At 48.0% G+C, this 17,208-nt stretch carries 20 protein-coding genes, 2 tRNA genes and 1 pseudogene; 4 read left to right on the top strand and 19 right to left on the bottom strand.

Annotation, left to right across the window (positions count from 1 at the left end):
- Positions 1-60: 60 nt before the first annotated feature.
- Positions 61-495, bottom strand: coding sequence for a DUF86 domain-containing protein (locus C557_RS0103540; RefSeq protein WP_018750445.1), 435 nt, complete (start codon positions 493-495; stop codon positions 61-63).
- Positions 496-582: 87 nt separating this feature from the next.
- Positions 583-870: a Dabb family protein gene (locus C557_RS0103535; protein ID WP_026263275.1), complete on the bottom strand. Its 288-nt coding sequence runs from the start codon at positions 868-870 to the stop codon at positions 583-585.
- 190 nt (positions 871-1,060) lie between these two features.
- Here C557_RS0103535 and C557_RS0103530 point away from each other — a divergent pair, with 190 nt between their 5' ends.
- Positions 1,061-1,369 (top strand): hypothetical protein, encoded by a 309-nt coding sequence (locus C557_RS0103530; protein ID WP_018750443.1) that lies wholly within the window; start codon positions 1,061-1,063, stop codon positions 1,367-1,369.
- 173 nt (positions 1,370-1,542) lie between these two features.
- Here C557_RS0103530 and C557_RS0103525 read toward each other — a convergent pair.
- A tRNA-Lys gene (locus C557_RS0103525) sits at positions 1,543-1,615 on the bottom strand.
- A 6-nt stretch (positions 1,616-1,621) separates the two neighbouring features.
- A tRNA-Ala gene (locus C557_RS0103520) sits at positions 1,622-1,697 on the bottom strand.
- 149 nt (positions 1,698-1,846) lie between these two features.
- Here C557_RS0103520 and C557_RS0103515 point away from each other — a divergent pair.
- Positions 1,847-2,797, top strand: a complete 951-nt coding sequence (locus C557_RS0103515; RefSeq protein ID WP_018750442.1) for a radical SAM protein — start codon at positions 1,847-1,849, stop codon at positions 2,795-2,797.
- Between the two features lie 66 nt (positions 2,798-2,863).
- Here the strand turns inward: C557_RS0103515 and C557_RS25340 are convergent, their stop codons facing one another.
- Positions 2,864-2,989: a hypothetical protein gene (locus C557_RS25340; RefSeq protein WP_018750441.1), complete on the bottom strand. Its 126-nt coding sequence runs from the start codon at positions 2,987-2,989 to the stop codon at positions 2,864-2,866.
- Positions 2,990-3,178: 189 nt separating this feature from the next.
- Between C557_RS25340 and C557_RS0103505 the strand changes: the two genes are divergently transcribed.
- Entirely contained in the window at positions 3,179-3,412 is a 234-nt protein-coding gene (locus C557_RS0103505; protein ID WP_420805384.1) for a hypothetical protein, read from the top strand.
- Between the two features lie 48 nt (positions 3,413-3,460).
- Here the strand turns inward: C557_RS0103505 and C557_RS0103500 are convergent, their stop codons facing one another.
- The 6 genes from C557_RS0103500 to nrdR all read right to left on the bottom strand — a co-directional run bounded on the left by C557_RS0103500 (position 3,461) and on the right by nrdR (position 8,618).
- The gene (locus tag C557_RS0103500) at positions 3,461-4,084 is read right to left on the bottom strand and encodes a DedA family protein (RefSeq protein ID WP_018750439.1); all 624 of its coding nucleotides are present in this window, start codon (positions 4,082-4,084) and stop codon (positions 3,461-3,463) included.
- Between the two features lie 256 nt (positions 4,085-4,340).
- Positions 4,341-5,099 (bottom strand): phosphate ABC transporter ATP-binding protein PstB, encoded by a 759-nt coding sequence (gene pstB, locus C557_RS0103495; RefSeq protein WP_018750438.1) that lies wholly within the window; start codon positions 5,097-5,099, stop codon positions 4,341-4,343.
- Between the two features lie 12 nt (positions 5,100-5,111).
- Positions 5,112-5,999, bottom strand: coding sequence for a phosphate ABC transporter permease PstA (gene pstA / locus C557_RS0103490; RefSeq protein WP_018750437.1), 888 nt, complete (start codon positions 5,997-5,999; stop codon positions 5,112-5,114).
- On the bottom strand, positions 5,996-6,898 hold the full coding sequence (pstC, locus tag C557_RS0103485) for a phosphate ABC transporter permease subunit PstC (RefSeq protein ID WP_018750436.1): 903 nt from the start codon (positions 6,896-6,898) through the stop codon (positions 5,996-5,998). The genes pstA and pstC overlap by 4 nt, the downstream gene beginning before the upstream one ends.
- An 83-nt stretch (positions 6,899-6,981) precedes the next feature.
- Entirely contained in the window at positions 6,982-7,941 is a 960-nt protein-coding gene (locus C557_RS0103480) for a phosphate ABC transporter substrate-binding protein (protein ID WP_018750435.1), read from the bottom strand.
- A gap of 209 nt (positions 7,942-8,150) precedes the next feature.
- Positions 8,151-8,618, bottom strand: a complete 468-nt coding sequence (gene nrdR, locus C557_RS0103475) for a transcriptional regulator NrdR (protein WP_018750434.1) — start codon at positions 8,616-8,618, stop codon at positions 8,151-8,153.
- 138 nt (positions 8,619-8,756) lie between these two features.
- Here nrdR and C557_RS0103470 point away from each other — a divergent pair, with 138 nt between their 5' ends.
- A complete protein-coding gene (locus C557_RS0103470; RefSeq protein WP_018750433.1) occupies positions 8,757-8,978 on the top strand; it encodes an alpha/beta-type small acid-soluble spore protein in 222 nt (73 codons plus the stop codon).
- Between the two features lie 66 nt (positions 8,979-9,044).
- Here the strand turns inward: C557_RS0103470 and C557_RS0103465 are convergent, their stop codons facing one another.
- The 8 genes and pseudogenes from C557_RS0103465 to C557_RS25590 form a co-directional block, all read right to left on the bottom strand.
- Entirely contained in the window at positions 9,045-9,608 is a 564-nt protein-coding gene (locus tag C557_RS0103465) for a lytic transglycosylase domain-containing protein (RefSeq protein ID WP_018750432.1), read from the bottom strand.
- Positions 9,605-10,201, bottom strand: coding sequence for a dephospho-CoA kinase (coaE, locus tag C557_RS0103460; RefSeq protein ID WP_018750431.1), 597 nt, complete (start codon positions 10,199-10,201; stop codon positions 9,605-9,607). The genes C557_RS0103465 and coaE overlap by 4 nt, the downstream gene beginning before the upstream one ends.
- A gap of 11 nt (positions 10,202-10,212) precedes the next feature.
- Complete coding sequence (mutM, locus tag C557_RS0103455; protein WP_018750430.1) at positions 10,213-11,067, bottom strand: DNA-formamidopyrimidine glycosylase; 855 nt, start codon at positions 11,065-11,067, stop codon at positions 10,213-10,215.
- Positions 11,068-11,110: 43 nt separating this feature from the next.
- Positions 11,111-13,768 (bottom strand): DNA polymerase I, encoded by a 2,658-nt coding sequence (polA, locus tag C557_RS0103450; RefSeq protein WP_018750429.1) that lies wholly within the window; start codon positions 13,766-13,768, stop codon positions 11,111-11,113.
- 167 nt (positions 13,769-13,935) lie between these two features.
- Positions 13,936-14,595, bottom strand: a complete 660-nt coding sequence (gene phoU / locus C557_RS0103445; RefSeq protein ID WP_018750428.1) for a phosphate signaling complex protein PhoU — start codon at positions 14,593-14,595, stop codon at positions 13,936-13,938.
- Between the two features lie 15 nt (positions 14,596-14,610).
- Entirely contained in the window at positions 14,611-15,366 is a 756-nt protein-coding gene (pstB, locus tag C557_RS0103440) for a phosphate ABC transporter ATP-binding protein PstB (protein ID WP_018750427.1), read from the bottom strand.
- Between the two features lie 241 nt (positions 15,367-15,607).
- A complete protein-coding gene (locus C557_RS0103435; RefSeq protein WP_018750426.1) occupies positions 15,608-16,804 on the bottom strand; it encodes a methyl-accepting chemotaxis protein in 1,197 nt (398 codons plus the stop codon).
- Positions 16,805-17,011: 207 nt separating this feature from the next.
- Positions 17,012-17,208: pseudogene (locus C557_RS25590) on the bottom strand (group II intron reverse transcriptase/maturase); the annotation flags it as partial.

Genomic DNA, 17,208 nt, shown 5'->3' with positions numbered 1-17,208 from the left:
CCCATATCTTAATGTATTATAAGCAACAACAATCCGACTGGTCACACATAGACAACAATTTTATTTAGCCAATGGGCTATAAACGCCTTCCTGTTCCAAATAACTTAGTACCTTTGTTGAAAAAGTCTCGAGCACCTCCGGTAAATCCTGTGTCCACTCGTCAGTCTCTTGCTGGCTCAGGAAATATTCCTGCACTAGCGGCTTCCGAAGCCGCACCAGCTTAACCAAGACAGCATGCATGTCCCTGTCGATGACCTTCTCATCCAGCATGATGTCCACGATATCCTCGTAACTGCTAGCATCGCGCATAATGAAGCCATCAATGAGATAACTGCCTACATCTGTCACGATCTCTACGGCAAGATGCAGCGCACGCTCCTGGGCATACCGTTCAATGAGGGGACGTTCTCTCTGGGACATCTGGCCAAGTACCTGAAGCAATTCCGGAATAATTTCAAGTCTTCGTTCAATTTGTTCCCGATTCACATAATACATTGCAATACCTCCTGAAAACGGTGAAGCTTGTCCCTCTATGCCAATGTCCCTTACCTGTATAATACGCCAATTTATCAAAAGTGAATCTTAAAATTCAAAATCTACCGCAACTTGGGTGTCTCGTACTTCGGTCATATGCTCAATAACCTTCTTATGTTCGGGATGAACCTGATATCCCTCAAGATCCTCCAGGGAATCAAAGGTAGCGATCAAAGCGATATCATAAGAACGCGGGGAGCGTATGACATCGGTTCCCACCTCCAGGCTGCGCAATTGCTCTACCTTGCCTTCCAGACCGCGCAATACCTGAACCGTCCGCTCAATGCTTGCCGGTGCAGCATCCTTCAGTTTAAATAATACGATATGTTTGATCATGTCATCAGCTCCTTTTTGCTTTGATTCGTCACTTGCTTCCAGCATAACATAACGAATAGCCCCAGAAAAGCGGACCCACCCGAACTCTATGAATCTAGCAACATAAGATATAATGTCTTCTGCAAAAGAAGGGTACAAGTACGCAGGCCCTTCCTTGGGAGATATCGATCTGAGGAAGGGGGTGTATCTTATGAGTGTTCTGCGCTTTCTGCTCAATGGTCCGCTGCGCAGGCGCATTCGGTTGCTGCAAGCCAAGCTGGAGCTGTTAACGAGCCGTATCGAGCAATTGGAGCAAGCCTTTGCAGCCGCCTCTTTTCCCGATGCCGGCACCGTGGAGCGCATGACTGCAATTGCCGGCCAATGCGTCACCGTGGAGACCCGGGAGCATAGCCTACATGGCATCCTGGTCAACCTGCACCGGGATTCTCTGGAATTGATGGATGAACAAGGGCAACATGTCGTTGTTCCCGCAGCAAGAATTTTGCTTATCCGGCAGTAAGCCTTCTATCAGCCCTCCCAAGAGAAATGTGATGAGACTTGGAGGTTTGCCTCTTTCCGGGGCAACAGACGTAAAATAGCCGTGTCAGGGAAAGTCCTGGCGCGGCTATCCCTATCTAGGGTTCAAGTATTTAGACAGCAAAGAAGAACGGTATCGCTACCGTTCTTCTTGGATGGACCTTCAGGGACTCGAACCCTGGACAAATAGATTAAGAGTCTACTGCTCTACCAACTGAGCTAAAAGTCCGCAATTTGGTGGAGCCTAGGGGGATCGAACCCCTGACCTCATCGCTGCCAGCGATGCGCTCTCCCAGCTGAGCTAAGGCCCCGTTAGACGACTATTATAGTATATAAAATTGTTATAGGCCTGTCAACCGGTAAATTCAACGTTAAAAAAGTCATAAAGCTCCGCAGCTCATAAGCCTTATAATCACTAAGGATCAAATAGGATTTGGAAATAATCAGGAGGACTAAGCTTATGCAAAAGTATAAATTTCTTGAGTTGCAAAAGCCTGCTGTGTATGGGCTGGAAGCCCTTGAGGTTGGCGTTACCTCAAGCTGTAATTTTAAATGTGATTATTGCTGCGCGTACGAAAGAAATGACGGCAACAGTATCAGCGGCAAAGAAGTGACCCGACTGCTGGAAGAAATCGGGACGATTCGCCGGGTTCGCCTTTCCGGTGGAGAAGTGACTTTAAAATTTCAGGATTGCCTGGAAATCGTCAACTACTGTTCCGCGAATGGCATTGAGACTCAATTGAATTCAAATGCCAGTCTGCTGAATCCTGCCCGTATTGATCAGTTGGAGGCAGCCGGACTCACCACGCTACATATCTCGTTCAATTTCACCGATGCTGCCAACTTCTCCCGCTATTACGGCATGCCGGAATCGGTGTACCACAAGATCAGGGAGAATATTGCCTACTCGGCGGCCAGTTCAATCGATACTGTCCTGGAAACGCTCCTGTTCGAGGAAACCGAGCATCATCTGGGGGAAATCGGGGACCACGTTTATCAGCTTGGTGTGCGTACACATGAAATTCAGAACAGCATCCGTATGGAGCATACGGGCTGGAAGGCCATTGCTGCCCGGGATCAGCTCAAGCGTGCGGTACAAGAGCTGATTGATGCGAAACGGGAGGACGGTATTATATACTTCACCTGTATGGACCGCTTTGCCGGCGAGCTTGGCTTCGCCGACCAACCAGGCATCCACTTCTCCCATTGCATCGAGGGCAAGAAACAATTGCACCTTCATGGCAATGGCGACATCTTGATCTCCGAGCTTTGCTACCCGGTGATCATCGGCAATATTTATCAGGGAACCTCCCTGAAGGATATCTTCAACAACATGCCAACAGCCTTGAAGCATTTCCTCGATACTGAGCCTTGTCCAGCACTCGATGCATTATTTCCTCAAGGTAGCTAAATAGACTCTTAAGGCAAGGAAAGGCCCTGCTTCTGCAGGGCCTTTCCTTGTCGTCATATCAATAGATTACAGTACGAACGCTCTGGAGATGATAACCAACAAGATGAACAACACAAGAATTGTCCCCGTGGAAGTCCAGAGTCCACCGCCGCCGCAACCAACATTGCCCACGCTATTTTCATATCCCGACATTGTTTTCCCTCCTTCTGTGATTATAGAACATCATATTAGGAGGGCTTGCCGAAAGACACGGCACATTCGCGGAGAAGCGAAAAAATAGCCCGTTATCCCATTCGCATGGCAAGCCGTTCCTATTGCCTAATCAAGCTTGCAAGAACCTGCATATAATACAACAAAGCAAGTCAATATTAAAAGCAGGTGGTGCTCTTGGGAGGAAAAAAGAGACGCCAATACAAAAGGCGCGCAGATAATGACATCTCTTCGGACGACCTCGCTATTATCGGAGCTGGCTTCAATGTCCTTGGAGACCTATTTGAGTTGCTCTCCCTGTTGAAGCTGAAGGAAGAAACAACAAAAAGCGGCAAAGCCACTCCCGGAGAAGAAACCGAGGAAGCATTGATCGATGATTTTTTGATTTTACGAAGCAAAAAGTAATCTTATATAGCAAAAAAGGCGCGGAAGCGAGAGTTCGCGCCTTTCCCGTCAACGTGAAAGCTTGGCCACCTTCAGCCTCCACTTACGCCACTTCACATAGATCAGTGCGGACGCTATCCCCCCAGCACCGATAAAGAAATAAATTATGTATTTCTCCACCCAATGGATGGCAACCTGCCATTGTTCCCCAAATATGTAGCCGATACCAACAAATAAGCTGACCCAGAGACCCGCGCCCACGCTAGCATATAAAGCAAAAATCCGGAATGGGACACGGATCATGCCCACGAAATAACCAAAAAATTGCCTTACTCCTGGGATGAAGAAGCTGATCAGCAGCATTTTGTTTCCATATTTCTCATAGACCTTCCGTGTACGCTGCAAATACACCGGTTTTAGCAAAATCCATTTGCCGTAACGCTCGGCAAGTGGAGCCCCAACACGGTAACCGATAAAGTAAGTGGCAGTTATGCCGATAAAAGAGCCTGCATATGCGGCAAGCAAGGCCCACGGCAAGCTTATAATCCTTTCGTAGCTCAAATAGCCCGTATAAGTTAATGTCGTTTGTCCGGGAGGCAACGGCAAGGCAATAAAGTCAACAGGCAATCCAAACAACAGGACAAAGTAACCGTATTGCTCAAACATTCGCTCAATCCAGTCCAGCACGTTCATAATTCGATCTCCTTTGATGATTCAAGGCACATCTGATGACTTATTCTTGATTATTATATTACTAGTATATACGAGTTTCTCAAAACTTAAATGGCCCTTAGTCGGGGAAATGCTCCCATCAAAAGTCCCGTGCCAGAGAAGGCGAATAGCTACTCGTATGCTTCCCATGACTTAATGTGCAAAGAGGCCGAGCACGGAGATGATGTAATCTCCCGCTCGGCCTGTCGCGTATCATTCAATTTAGTAAAAAGTTGGCTCAGCCAAATCTCCCGGATATGTAATCATCCGTACGTTTCTCCGCTGGGTTGGTAAATATTTTGCTCGTATCATCAAACTCCACGACCTCTCCCATCAAGAAGAACGCTGTCTTCTCCGATACCCGGGCAGCTTGATGCATGTTGTGCGTAACGATGATAATGCAGTATTCCTGCTTGAGCTCGGCAATCAGCTCTTCAATTTTTGCACTCGATACCGGGTCAAGAGCAGATGCCGGCTCATCCATCAGAATAATGCTTGGATTAACTGCAATCGATCTGGCAATGCATAGCCGCTGCTGCTGTCCCCCGGATAAGGCCAATGCAGACTTATGCAACCGATCCTTGGTTTCATCCCAAAGCGCCGCCTTCGTCAAGGCCTCCTCCACAATCTGATCAAGTTGCTTCTTGTTACGGATACCATGATAACGGGGACCAAACGCAATATTCTCATAAATCGACTTATGGAAAGGGTTTGGACGTTGCCAGACCATGCCGATCTTTTGACGCAACAGCACGACATCAGTCTTGGGGTCCAGGATATTGTCGTCCCCGATCCACACCTCACCCGTAATGCGCGCATCGCTAATTAGATCATTCATTCGGTTCAAGCTTCGCAAGAAGGTGGATTTACCGCACCCGGAAGGTCCGATCAAGGCAGTGACCTGACGGGTCGCGAAATCAAGCGATATATTTTTAACAGCTTGCTTCTCGCCGTAAAATACACTTAAGTCTTTTGTGGCCAATCCGATATTTTGCACTGCTTCGTCCTCCTATTTCGTTGCCGTAAATTTCTTGAACATCATGCGTCCAAGCCAGCGTGCCAGCAAGTTGAACAGCAGTACAGTGATGATCAGAACGGCCGAAGCGCCGGCAGCAATTTCCGGAGCATCCGGAGCCAACCCCTCAGAATTGATCTTCCAAATATGTACGGCCAGCGTCTCAGCCGGACGGAATGGGTTTAACGGAGACGTCGGGCTGAACGGGTTCCAGTTCCCGAAGTCAAGCCTTGGACTACTCATACCCGCTGTGAATAACAGGGCCGCTGCTTCACCGAATACACGGCCGGCCGCCAGAATGGTTCCTGTCAGAATGATTGGCAGAGCAATCGGAAGCATAATTGAACTGATCGTCTTCCATTTGGACAAGCCCAGCGCCAGACTGGCTTCCTTCTGTGCCTGCGGAACGCTAGCCATTCCCTGCTCTGTAATCCGAACCATCAACGGCAGATTAAATACCGTCAATGCCAGTGCGCCTGAGAACAGGGAGAAGCCAAAGCCAAATAAGTTAACGATAACGAGCAAACCAAACAAGCCCACAACGATGGATGGGAAAGAGGACAGCACTTCGACAATCAATCGAATAAAGTCCGTTACTCTGCCCGGCTTGGCGTATTCGCTCATATAAATTCCTGCACCCAATCCCAAAGGAATGGTGATAATTAACGTAAGCACCAGCAGGAATAAGGAGTTAAATAATTGCGGACCAATCCCGCCGCCTGCCTTGATGGTTTCCGGCGGGGACGTCAGGAAATCAAAGCTGATATGACCGAGTCCCCGGAAAAAAATAAATCCCAGCAAGCCCAGCATAATGAGCACAATTATCCCGGCAAACAGAATGATGACGGTTGTTGCAATTTTGTCTACTGTTCTTGCACTCATGACTTCGCTCTCCTTTCAAGCCAGCGTACGACAAAGACGAATACAAATGTCATCAACATCAAGATTAACGCTAGCGTCCAGAGCACATTATTTGGTGTGGTACCCATTACCGTATTCCCCATACTCAGCGTAATGACACTGGTCAGTGTCGAAGTCGATTCGAAGAGTGAGCTTGGAATATGCGGAGCGTTACCGATAACCATTTGCACCGCAAGAGCCTCGCCAAAGGCGCGAGCCATGCCAAGCACAACACCGGTCATCAATGCTGGCAAGGTTGTAGGAATAACAGTACGAGATAAAGTTTGCCAACGCGTGGCTCCCAAAGCGTAAGAGCCTTCTTTCAAACCGGGAGGCAATGCGGAAAGCGCATCCGTCGCGATCGATGTAATGGTCGGCAGAATCATGATTGACAATACAGTTGCTCCTGCCATGATACCCAAACCTTGACCCGGGAAAAGATCCCGGTAAAAAGGAACGATCACGCTAAGACCAACAAAGCCGTAAACAACCGAAGGAATACCTGCCAATAGTTCAATGACCGGTTGCAGATACTTCTTACCGAATTTCGGCATAATTTCAACCATGAATAAAGCTGCGCAAATGCCTAGCGGAGCAGCAATCAAGGCTGCAAGCAAAGAAGTGCTAAAGGAACCGAGAATGAACGGCAAAGCGCCATAAACCGGCGGCTCTCCCCCTGGCTTCCAATCAGCGCTCCCAAAAATTTCACTAAATGCGATCCCGTCTTGAAAAAAGGTGCTTAATCCTTTGGTTGCAACAAAATAAACCATCGAGAAGATCGTCACAACCAGAAATACTATGCATAATGAAGCGTATATTTTGCCGGTCCATTCCTCTATGATATGCGGCTGTACTTTTTTTCTTCCGCCGGACTGAGCCATGAAACCTCTCCCTTTGCAGCAGCACAGAAAGAGGCAGAATGGTCCGCCTCTTATCCTGCTAATATGATGTTTATCTGGTAATCTTATTTCGTAATGTTGCCGTCCACATCACGTTTAACTTGCATCTTGCTAGCTGGAATGTAGCCCAATTCCACTACATCATTTTCTTGTATTTCAGGGGAAACCATGTAGTCAAGGAATGCCTTAGCCACTTCATTCGGCTCACCCTTCGTGTACATATGCTGGTAAGCCCATACTGGATAGCTACCGTTGGCTACGTTCTCTTCGTTAGCTTCTACGCCTTCGTATTTAACAGCCTTAACGCTCTCATCCAGGTAGGACAAGGCAAGGTATCCGATAGCTCCAGGTGTTTCGCCAACAAGCTTCTTAACTGTACCGGAAGAGTCCTCTTGAATCGAACCTTGAAGATCTTCTGTCTTGGTACCCAAAGCGTACTTTTCAAATGTAGCACGAGTACCGGAGCTTGAAGGACGGTTGATAATCTGGATCGCTTGATCCGGACCACCAAGATCTTTCCAGTTTGTTACTTTTCCCGTGAAGATTTGCACCAGTTGATCTTTTGACAAGTCGTCAATCGTGATGTCAGGGTTGATAACAGCAGCCATTGCTACAACGGCAACTTGATGATCAACCAATTCAGCTGCTGCAGCCGCATCAAGCTTCTCTTCAGCAAATACGTCAGAGTTACCGATATCAGCTTGTCCGCCGGACACTTGCGTTAAGCCAGTACCGCTACCGCCGCCTTGAACTTGTATAGAAACGTTAGGGTTCTCATCCATGAACTTCTTGGAAGCTTCGTCTACCAATGGTTGAAGAGCCGATGAACCTACTGCCAGAAGTGATCCCGACAGATCTGATGTTGTCTTTTCTTCACCACCAGCGTTGTTTGGAGCAGCTTCATTCGTAGATGCGCCGTTCGACCCAGGAGTGTTGTTGTTTTGTGCTGCATTGTTGCTTTGACCACAAGCGGCCAATGTCAAGCTCAGTACCAAAGTCAAAACCAAAAGCATACTCTTTTTCATTGTCTTAGGTATCCCCCTTATTTGTTTTACAACTTGATTATAGGGATCAAAGATCAATCCCGTGTTTTCGTTTTGTAAACTTTGTGTAAAATGATAAACAGGTTTATACCATGTAACTTTCGCATTAACGCAAAAAAATAAACACTCCTGCGCATTTTTGACGAGAAGTGTTTACCTTTGCTCTTATCGTTATGAACAGACATTGCTTGTTAATTATCGGCCTCTGTATTCTTGGACAGCAGCCCCTTAAGTTCCTTCATAAACATGTTAATGTCTTTGAATTGCCGATATACCGACGCAAAACGCACATATGCCACCTCATCCACCGGATAAAGCTGTTCCATAACGAGCTCGCCAATCTCCCGACTCTCCACTTCAGCATTGGCAGAATGCATCGAGCGCTCGACCTCGGATACGATGGATTCTAATTGCTCTACCGACACAGGGCGCTTCTCACATGCCCGGATCAGGCCACGCAACATCTTCTCCCTGCTAAATTCCTCACGGCTGCCATCCTTCTTGATGACAATCAAGGGCATTTCCTCAACCATCTCAAAAGTGGTAAAACGGCGGCTGCATTTCTCACATTCACGACGACGGCGAATGGAGCGATTCTCATTAGCAGGTCTTGAATCGAGAACTTTAGTGCCAAAATAGTCGCAATAAGGACATCTCAAGCCAGCCTTCCTCCCTTCAAAAAATACAATGCTCACACCTATTATAAATTAATGCCAATAAATTACTGCACAATTCCGTAATGAACTCGATAGTCCAGGCACATAATACTGTTACCAACCGCAAGGAGGTGAACAATCGTGGCCCAAAACAACAACTCTTCGAACAATCTGGTGGTTAAACAAGCTTCTGGAGCGTTGGATCAAATGAAATATGAAATCGCACAGGAACTTGGCATCTCCTTCCCACAAGACGGATATGCCGGCAACCTGACTTCTTACGAAAACGGTTCGATCGGTGGTTACATTACGAAACGTCTGGTAACTATCGCCGAACAACAACTGGCTGGTCAATACAAATAATGCCGGTATGGAAAGGCATCGATAGCGTTCATTCGCTGTTGATGCTTTTTCTTGTTAATGCAGCCTCTAGAAGTCGTCGTATATATCCGAATACTGCTTGTAATAATGAGTAACCCGCTGCACATAGTGCCGAGTCTCACCGAACGGTATATCCTTCGATGTCTCCAGACGGCCATCCCATCTCCCGCTTTTCAGCCAGTTCTTCACATTGGTTGGGCCCGCATTGTAGGCTGCAATCATGGCAATTTGATTACCCCCAAATTGATCAGACAATGATTTTAAATACCAGCTTCCTATAGCTATATTTGTCTCTGTCTCATTGCGAATTTCCTCCAGCGTGGCTTCCGGAAGCCTGGCCATTTCAATGACCCAGTTCGCCGTATCCGGCATGATTTGCATAATACCCAGCGCCCCCTTCCGAGACTCGGCACCCGGCTTATAGTTGCTCTCCACCTTGATGATGGCCGCTACGATGAAGGGGTCCAGTTCGTTCACCTGAGCGTGCTGGCGAATTTCGTTCTTATAATAAATCGGGTAAAACAGCGATAACCACGTAGAATTGAAAAACAACAGAACGGTAAACCCGAGAAACAGTAAAAGCAGCACCCTTTTCTTTCGAAGCCAGCTCATATTTGAACCTTATCCCGCCAAAAGCGCTTAATCTGCTGCTCTGTTTCTTCCAATCCTTGACTATTATCAATCAAAATATGCGCCCTCTCCTTCTTCAATTCGATATCCATCTGGGCGTTCAACCGTTGCTCCGCTTCTTTTTCCGTCAGCCCATCCCTAGACATTAATCGAGATTTCTGCACTTCTCTGGGTGCATACACCACCATGATTTCTTCATATAAGGATTCTAGCCCCGATTCATACAATAGTGGAATATCAGCGACGACCAGCTTCGAAGGATCCACAGCTTCCCATTCCGATATTCGCCTTTTCATTTCGATTCGGATGGCAGGATGAGTCAAACCCTCCAGCGCTTTCCGCTCTTCAGGCTGAGAGAAAATAATCTCCCCCAGCTTCTTCCGGTTGAGACTTCCGTCCGAATGCAGAATAGCTTGTCCGAACCGTTCAGCAACAGCGGCCAGCACCGGATGTCCCGGCTCCATAATTTCTCTGGCAATGATATCGGCATCTATAATTACTGCGCCTCGCTGGGCCAGCATGCGGGATACCGTACTTTTGCCGGTAGCGATCCCACCGGTCAATCCAATATTCATGCCGGTGCACCTCACACTTTGGAGTAGGTTGTCAGAGCGGGAGGGGTCTGGCACTCCGGACAAAAATGAGTTCCCCGGCCACCAACCACCGATTTCTCCACCGGATGACCACAATTCCTGCATGCCTCTCCCTTTCGTCCATAAATTTGCAAGGAATGCTGGAACATCCCCATCTCCCCTTGTCCATTAACATAGGACTTAATTGAAGATCCCCCAGCCGCTACCGCTTCTTCCAGAGTGGACACAATAGCCATATGCAGCACCTGAAGTTCTTCGGAGGATAATTCATTAGCCGGTCGCTCGGGGTGAATTCTTGCTCGAAACAAGGCTTCGTCTACATAAATATTACCTAAACCAACGATATATTCTTGATTAAGCAATGTTGGCTTGATCTTGGTAGTACGCCGGGAGATAACCTGAGAAAAGGCTTCTAACGTGAAATCTCCATCCAGCGGCTCCAGACCAAGCTTGGAGAGGGGTTTTTCCTTCAGCTCTTCTCCACCTGCAAAAAGATGCATGGTCCCAAACTGGCGAACATCCTTATAACGAAGCTGAGTGCCATCCGTAAATGTGAAGATGACGTGAGTATGCTTCTCCACCTGCTCATCTGCCGGATATACACCATAACGGCCTTCCATCCGCAGATGGGAGACAAGCACTACTCCATCCATAATGATACGCAGGAATTTGCCTCTTCGGCCAATCTCCGTAATGGTATGCCCGGTCAACTCGGTTTCAAAGCGCCGGATATCATCCGGACGCTGAATAATACGCGGCAGCAGCACCTGCACGCCCTCAATTGTTTTTCCGACCACTAGCTGGGTCAACGTTCTTCTGACTGTCTCGACTTCCGGCAATTCCGGCATGATTTGACACCTCTAATACTGTAATATTACTGCATCCTGAAGGTCATTTGGCTTCGTACCAATTCAAGCCACACGATACTTCAGCTTTGAGCGGAACGGATAACGTCAAGGCCTTTTCCATCGTTTCCGGCACAAGTTGCTTCATTAATTCCAATTCATCCGGCGGTACTTCAAATACCAATTCATCATGCACCTGAAGCAGCATACGGCTTTTCAGATTATGCTTCTGCATCGTCTCGTCCATACGAACCATCGCCAGCTTGATAATGTCAGCCGCACTGCCCTGTATCGGCGTGTTCATTGCGGTCCGTTCAGCAAAAGAGCGCAGGTTGAAGTTAGAGGCATTAATCTCTGGCAAATAACGTCGGCGCTCCAGCAAGGTCTTGACATATCCATCCCGTTTGGCTTCCTTCACGATCTCGTCCATGTAGCGACGAACGCCCTGGAACGCATCGAAATACTGGTCGATGAAGCGAGCAGCTTCCTTGCGGGTAATGTTGAGATTTTGCGATAAACCATAATCGCTAATACCATACACGATACCGAAATTAACCGCCTTGGCAGAACGGCGCATATTGCTGTCGACCTCATCAGGTCCAACCCCAAACACGTCCATGGCCGTCTTCGTATGAATGTCCATATCATGCAGGAATGCTTCTCTTAAGCCCTCATCACCCGAAATATGGGCCAGCACGCGCAGCTCAATTTGAGAATAGTCAGCCGCGAGAATGGACCAGCCTGACTCAGATGGAACAAACACCTTGCGGATTTTACGGCCTTCTTCCAAGCGAATCGGGATGTTCTGCAGGTTAGGGAATTGACTGCTTAGACGACCGGTTGCAGCAATCGTCTGCCGGAAATAGGTATGCACCTTGCCTGTCCTGGTCGATATTTCTTTTAATAGCCCTTCCACATAGGTAGATTGCAGCTTGGCCAGTTGACGATATTCCAAAATAAATTGAACGATCTCATGATAGGGAGCAAGCTTGTCCAACACTTCAGCGTCCGTCGAATAACCTGTTTTGGTCTTCTTAACCACGGGTAGTCCTAGCTTGTCGAACAAAATTTCGCCCAACTGCTTGGTCGAATTAATGTTGAATTCCAATCCAGCAATATCATAGATACGGGCCACCAGCTTACTGATCTGGGCTTCAAATTCCACCCCAAGCTCCTTGAGAGCTTCCCGGTTTACAGCCACACCTTGCTTCTCCATATCGGCTAATATCCGGGATAGAGGCATCTCCATCTCATAAAATAACCGGTGCATCTCATAATTCTCAAGCTCTTCCCGCTGGAGCGGCAAGATGCGGCGAAGCGCATCTCCTTTACGTGCTAAATGCCTGCTGAGCTCCTCCGCATCCGGCACCTTGAATTTGGCTCCCTTACCATAAACCTCATCATCGGCAGGCACCCCGGGCAAGCGGTATTTGACAGCCAAACCATGAATTGTCTGGTCGTTCTCCGTCGGATCAAGCAAATATGCGGCAAGCTGAATATCATGTTCAGCGCCAGCGAAGGCAATCCCTTGCCAAAACAAAACAAGATCGGCCCGATGCAGATCATAGCCGCGCTTGGGAATTCCGTCGTCCGCCAGCCAGTTCAGCACCTCCTTCGCTTCTTCAAGCTGAAGCGCGTCAAGGGTCAAGAAGAAATGCTGATCCGCAGTAGACAAAATGATTCCCATCAATTCAGCCTGATGTGGGTTCTCTCCATGAGATTCCACAATCAGTCCTTCAACCTCAGGCAGCTTGGCAATAAGCTCTGGCAGGTTACTCTGGTCCACCTGTATAACAGAGATATCCGCCAGTTCCTGCGCCCCACCCTCGGTCTCTCCTGCATTGGCAGTAAAGGACAACCTGTCCAGCAGTGACTTGAATTCCAGCTTACGCAGCATAGGGACCGCCTTTTCTTCGGAAATCCCGGAAAATATCATATCATCCCACGAACGTTCAACGGGAACCTCACGGAAAATGGTGGCAAGTTGTTTGCTTAGACGCGCGTCCTCTGCATGATTGACCAGATTCTCCTTCATCTTCCCCTTGAGTTCATCTAAATGGGCCAGAACTTCCTCCACAGAGCCGAATTGATGCAACAGCTTCAGCGCTGTCTTCTCTCCGATTCCAGGTACGCCTGGAATATTATCGGAAGCATCTCCCATCAAGCCCTTCAGGTCGATGATTTGCAGCGGCTTGAGCTGATAACGATCCTCAATTTCCTTTGGGCCATAAGGCTCGATCTCACTAACTCCTTTACGGGTCAACGCTACTTTAACCTTGTCACTCACCACTTGCAGCATATCTTTATCACCGGTAACAACCAGCACATCATATCCCGCTTCTTCCCCTTGCTTGCTCAGCGTCCCGATGATATCGTCGGCCTCATACCCGGCCAATTCAAACCAGGAGATACCAAAGCTTTCCAGCAGTTCACGCAGCATGGGAAATTGCTCAGCCAATTCGGGTGGAGTCTTGTCGCGGCCACCTTTATAATCTTGATACGACTCATGGCGGAAAGTCACTTTGCCCGCATCAAAAGCGACAAGAATATGCGTAGGCCGCTCTTCTTGAATGAGCCGTAGCAGCATGTTGGTGAATCCATATACGGCATTTGTATGCATTCCACTTGAGTTAGTCAGCGGCGGCATCGCAAAGAACGCCCGATAAATGATGCTGTTGCCATCTATAAGTATCAATTTTTCCATACGACACCTCGTCCACAAATTTGTACCTTGTCTTATGATAACACAAAGCCCCCTATCAAAAACACCGGGTAAACTCCAGCACAAAAAACGGCCGCCGCTTGCAGGTTTGCAAGCAGCGACCGTTCGTAGTCCTAATATTGCGTATTTAAAACAACATCTAATAGTAACTATTGGTTCAAATCAGGACGATGTCCGGTGACCAGATAAACAGCGCACTCTCCGATATTGGTCGCATGATCGGCAATCCGCTCAATATAACGACCTACTAAGGTAAGCAGCATTGCCTGCTGTAAGGAATCCTTGTTGCTGGACATGAACGAATACAATTCATGGATCATTTGGCTGTACAAATGATCTACCTCATCATCATCCTTGGCCATCTTATATGCCAAATCGGTATTCTCATCCAGATAGGATTGCAAGGATTCGCGCAGCATCAGAATGACCAATTCCGTCATCTTGGGAATATCGATCAGTGGCTTGATCAAGGTCTCGCCTTGCAGACGTGTCGTCACCTTAGCAATATCAATGGCCAGATCCCCCATGCGCTCCAAATCACTGGAAATCTTGAACGCCACAATGATTCGGCGCAAATCTTTGGCTACAGGCTGCTGCGTCACAATCAGACGTGAACCGATGTCCATAACCTGCTCCTCCAGCTGGTTCAGTTCAATATCCCGTGCCGCAATTTCCTTAGCTTTTGTCGAGTCCATGGTTTGCAAAGCCTCAATGGCGCCAGTCAAAGCTTCCTCCACATGCGTTCCCATTTGTCTGAGCAAACGGCGAAGTTCCTCCAGATTATCATCAAATTCCTTACGTTGAATCATACAGCAACCTCCTCGTTATCCGAAACGACCGGAAATGTAATCTTCAGTGCGTGAGTCCCGCGGCGTAGAGAACAGGGTTTGCGTATGATCAGCCTCCACGATCTCCCCGTTGAGAAAGAAAACGGTCCGTCCCGAAATACGAGCCGCCTGATGCATATTATGCGTGACCATGACGATCGTATAACTATCTTTTAATTGCTGTACCAATTCTTCAATTTTCAAAGTGGAGATAGGGTCCAGCGCTGAAGTTGCTTCATCCATTAACAAGATATCCGGCTGCACCGCAATAGCTCGCGCGATGCAAAGACGTTGTTGCTGACCGCCCGACAAGCTAAGTGCCGAACGTTTCAGAAAATCCTTGACCTCGTCCCACAATACTGCCTGACGAAGGCTCTTCTCGACAAGTTCATCCAAAACCGCTTTATTTTTGATACCGTGCAGACGAGGACCATAGGCCACATTATCATAAATGGACTTTGGAAAAGGATTCGGCTGTTGAAAGACCATGCCGACGCGCTTGCGCAACGATTCCACTTCCACTTCCTCGCCATAGATGTCTGAACCGGCAATTTCCACAGATCCATTAATCTGTGTCCCTGGGATCATGTCGTTCATTCGGTTCAGCGTACGCAGAAGCGTAGACTTCCCACAGCCTGAGGGACCAATAAAGGCGGTAATCTCTTTCTCCGGTATATCCAAAAAAACATCCTTTAATGCATGAAATTGCCCATAATACAAATTCAGCTTCTTAATCTGGATAATGTTGCTCATGTCAGTTCTCCTTCACAAATAAGCATCCTTGCCGCCCTTCAATCCTTGAAGCACATGAAGTGACATGGAGAGCGCTAACAAATTTCAAGCACGGTACCCGCCATTCAAGCGAGACCGTGCCAGCGCTTCAGCTATAAGATTAGTATGCTCCAAAACAGCCATCGAAAGAAGAAATATATTCATTATTCTAGCCCACTTATGTAAAAAAAAATGAATGATAATGTAAACTTAATGTAAAATATCATTCTGTTTGTTCCAACAGCTGCAATTCGTGCAACACCGTCTTCGTCCGCTGCGCCGCTTCCTCCGACGATTGGCACATCTCCTGTCCTTTTGATTCTACGGCCCGGGCCGATCCAACCAAGGCTTGGAAGGTGGCATCCGCACGTCCAACGTGATTATGACTTTGCTGCATTTCGCCAGCAGTGGAGGAAGCTGTCCCTGCCGTTTCCTGAATCAGCTTCTCAACAACATCAAGGGTCGCACCGATATCTTCCGAAAAATTCTTGGTCTGAAGCGCCAGCTTGCGAACTTCCGTGGCCACTACAGCAAATCCTCTTCCATGCTCTCCGGCATGTGCTGCCTCAATGGAGGCATTCATGGCCAGCATTCCACTTTGATCCGCGAGTCCATGAATACGTGAAGCCACGGAAGATATCTCTTTCATTCGCTCCAGCAATTGCCCCATCTGCGTCTCTTGATATCGAGTCATCTCCAATACCCGGGCAAAAGAGGCCTTCACCGCTTCCAGCTCCGCTCTGCCTTCAGCTGACAAATTATTCATTTTTCCCAATTCATCCAGACTACGTCGGGCCGACTCGGATACTTGAACAATCGATTGTTCAATTTCCACGACGCGATTACGGCTCTCTCGAACGGTCATACGGCGTGATTCATCCGCTTCACGTTGTAGTTCCCGGGACAATAGCATTAAATCCTGGACCGTCATAATTCCGTAATAAAGCCCCCGGTTCACGATAATCAGGCAGTCATAAAAGCGCGAGCCATCCCGGTTCAGCGCCGCATCCAGCAATTCTCCGGCTGGCGTGTCCAATTCGCATACCAGCGGATTCCGTACCGCGAAATATTCAGAAGAACGGTCATAAAATAAATCGGCGGCAAATCTTCCGGCGAGATTGCGAAAGAATTGGTCCCGCATCAGCAGCCCTACAGGATTGTGACTTTCATCACAAGTAACGATGCAAGGTAAATCGTGATCCTTCTTAAACAGCTGCAGCACGCTTCGACAAGAATCTTCCGGCGCAATCACCGGTACTTCACGGCAAAAAGCCCTTACGTCGATATTTGAACCCCCGGCTTGGAATACCGCCGCATCGGCAATAGTCTCCTGTACCACGCCGCTGTCCCCATTCCCAAGTAGGGTCTCATTTTCTTCCTCTACAGAACGCTCCAGCAATGCCATGGCCTGACTATCCAATTCTGACCACTCCCCCATATCTATACATTTGCCTTTATACTAAAATCATAGTGGGGAAATATTCGGTTAATGTTTGCGATACTTTAGTCCTATGTAAAATGAACTGTTTATTCATGCTACAGTCTTCAATCGAGTAGGAGGGGGCGGCAAGCCCCCGTCCTCTCACACCACCGTACATGCGGGTCCGCATACGGCGGTTCCAAAAGGTTAACAAAGCTCTAAGTAACGTGAAAGCAAACTTTTCAGCCCTCTCGCTTCCCAGTAGGAAGTGGGAAGGGCATTATTTGTGTTCCGAGACATTTCCCATGCGCCTCGCCGCGAGTTTGCCATCCTAAAGCAGGCCCATTCGGGTACTCCAAGCGCTCGGAGTTCGCGGATTCGTGTGCGTACTCGTTTCCACTGTT

Source organism: Paenibacillus sanguinis 2301083 = DSM 16941, from assembly GCF_000374825.1.
Lineage (GTDB): Bacteria > Bacillota > Bacilli > Paenibacillales > Paenibacillaceae > Fontibacillus > Fontibacillus sanguinis.
Note: the sequence above shows the minus strand (reverse complement) of the source record. Positions and strands in the feature narration are given on the sequence as shown.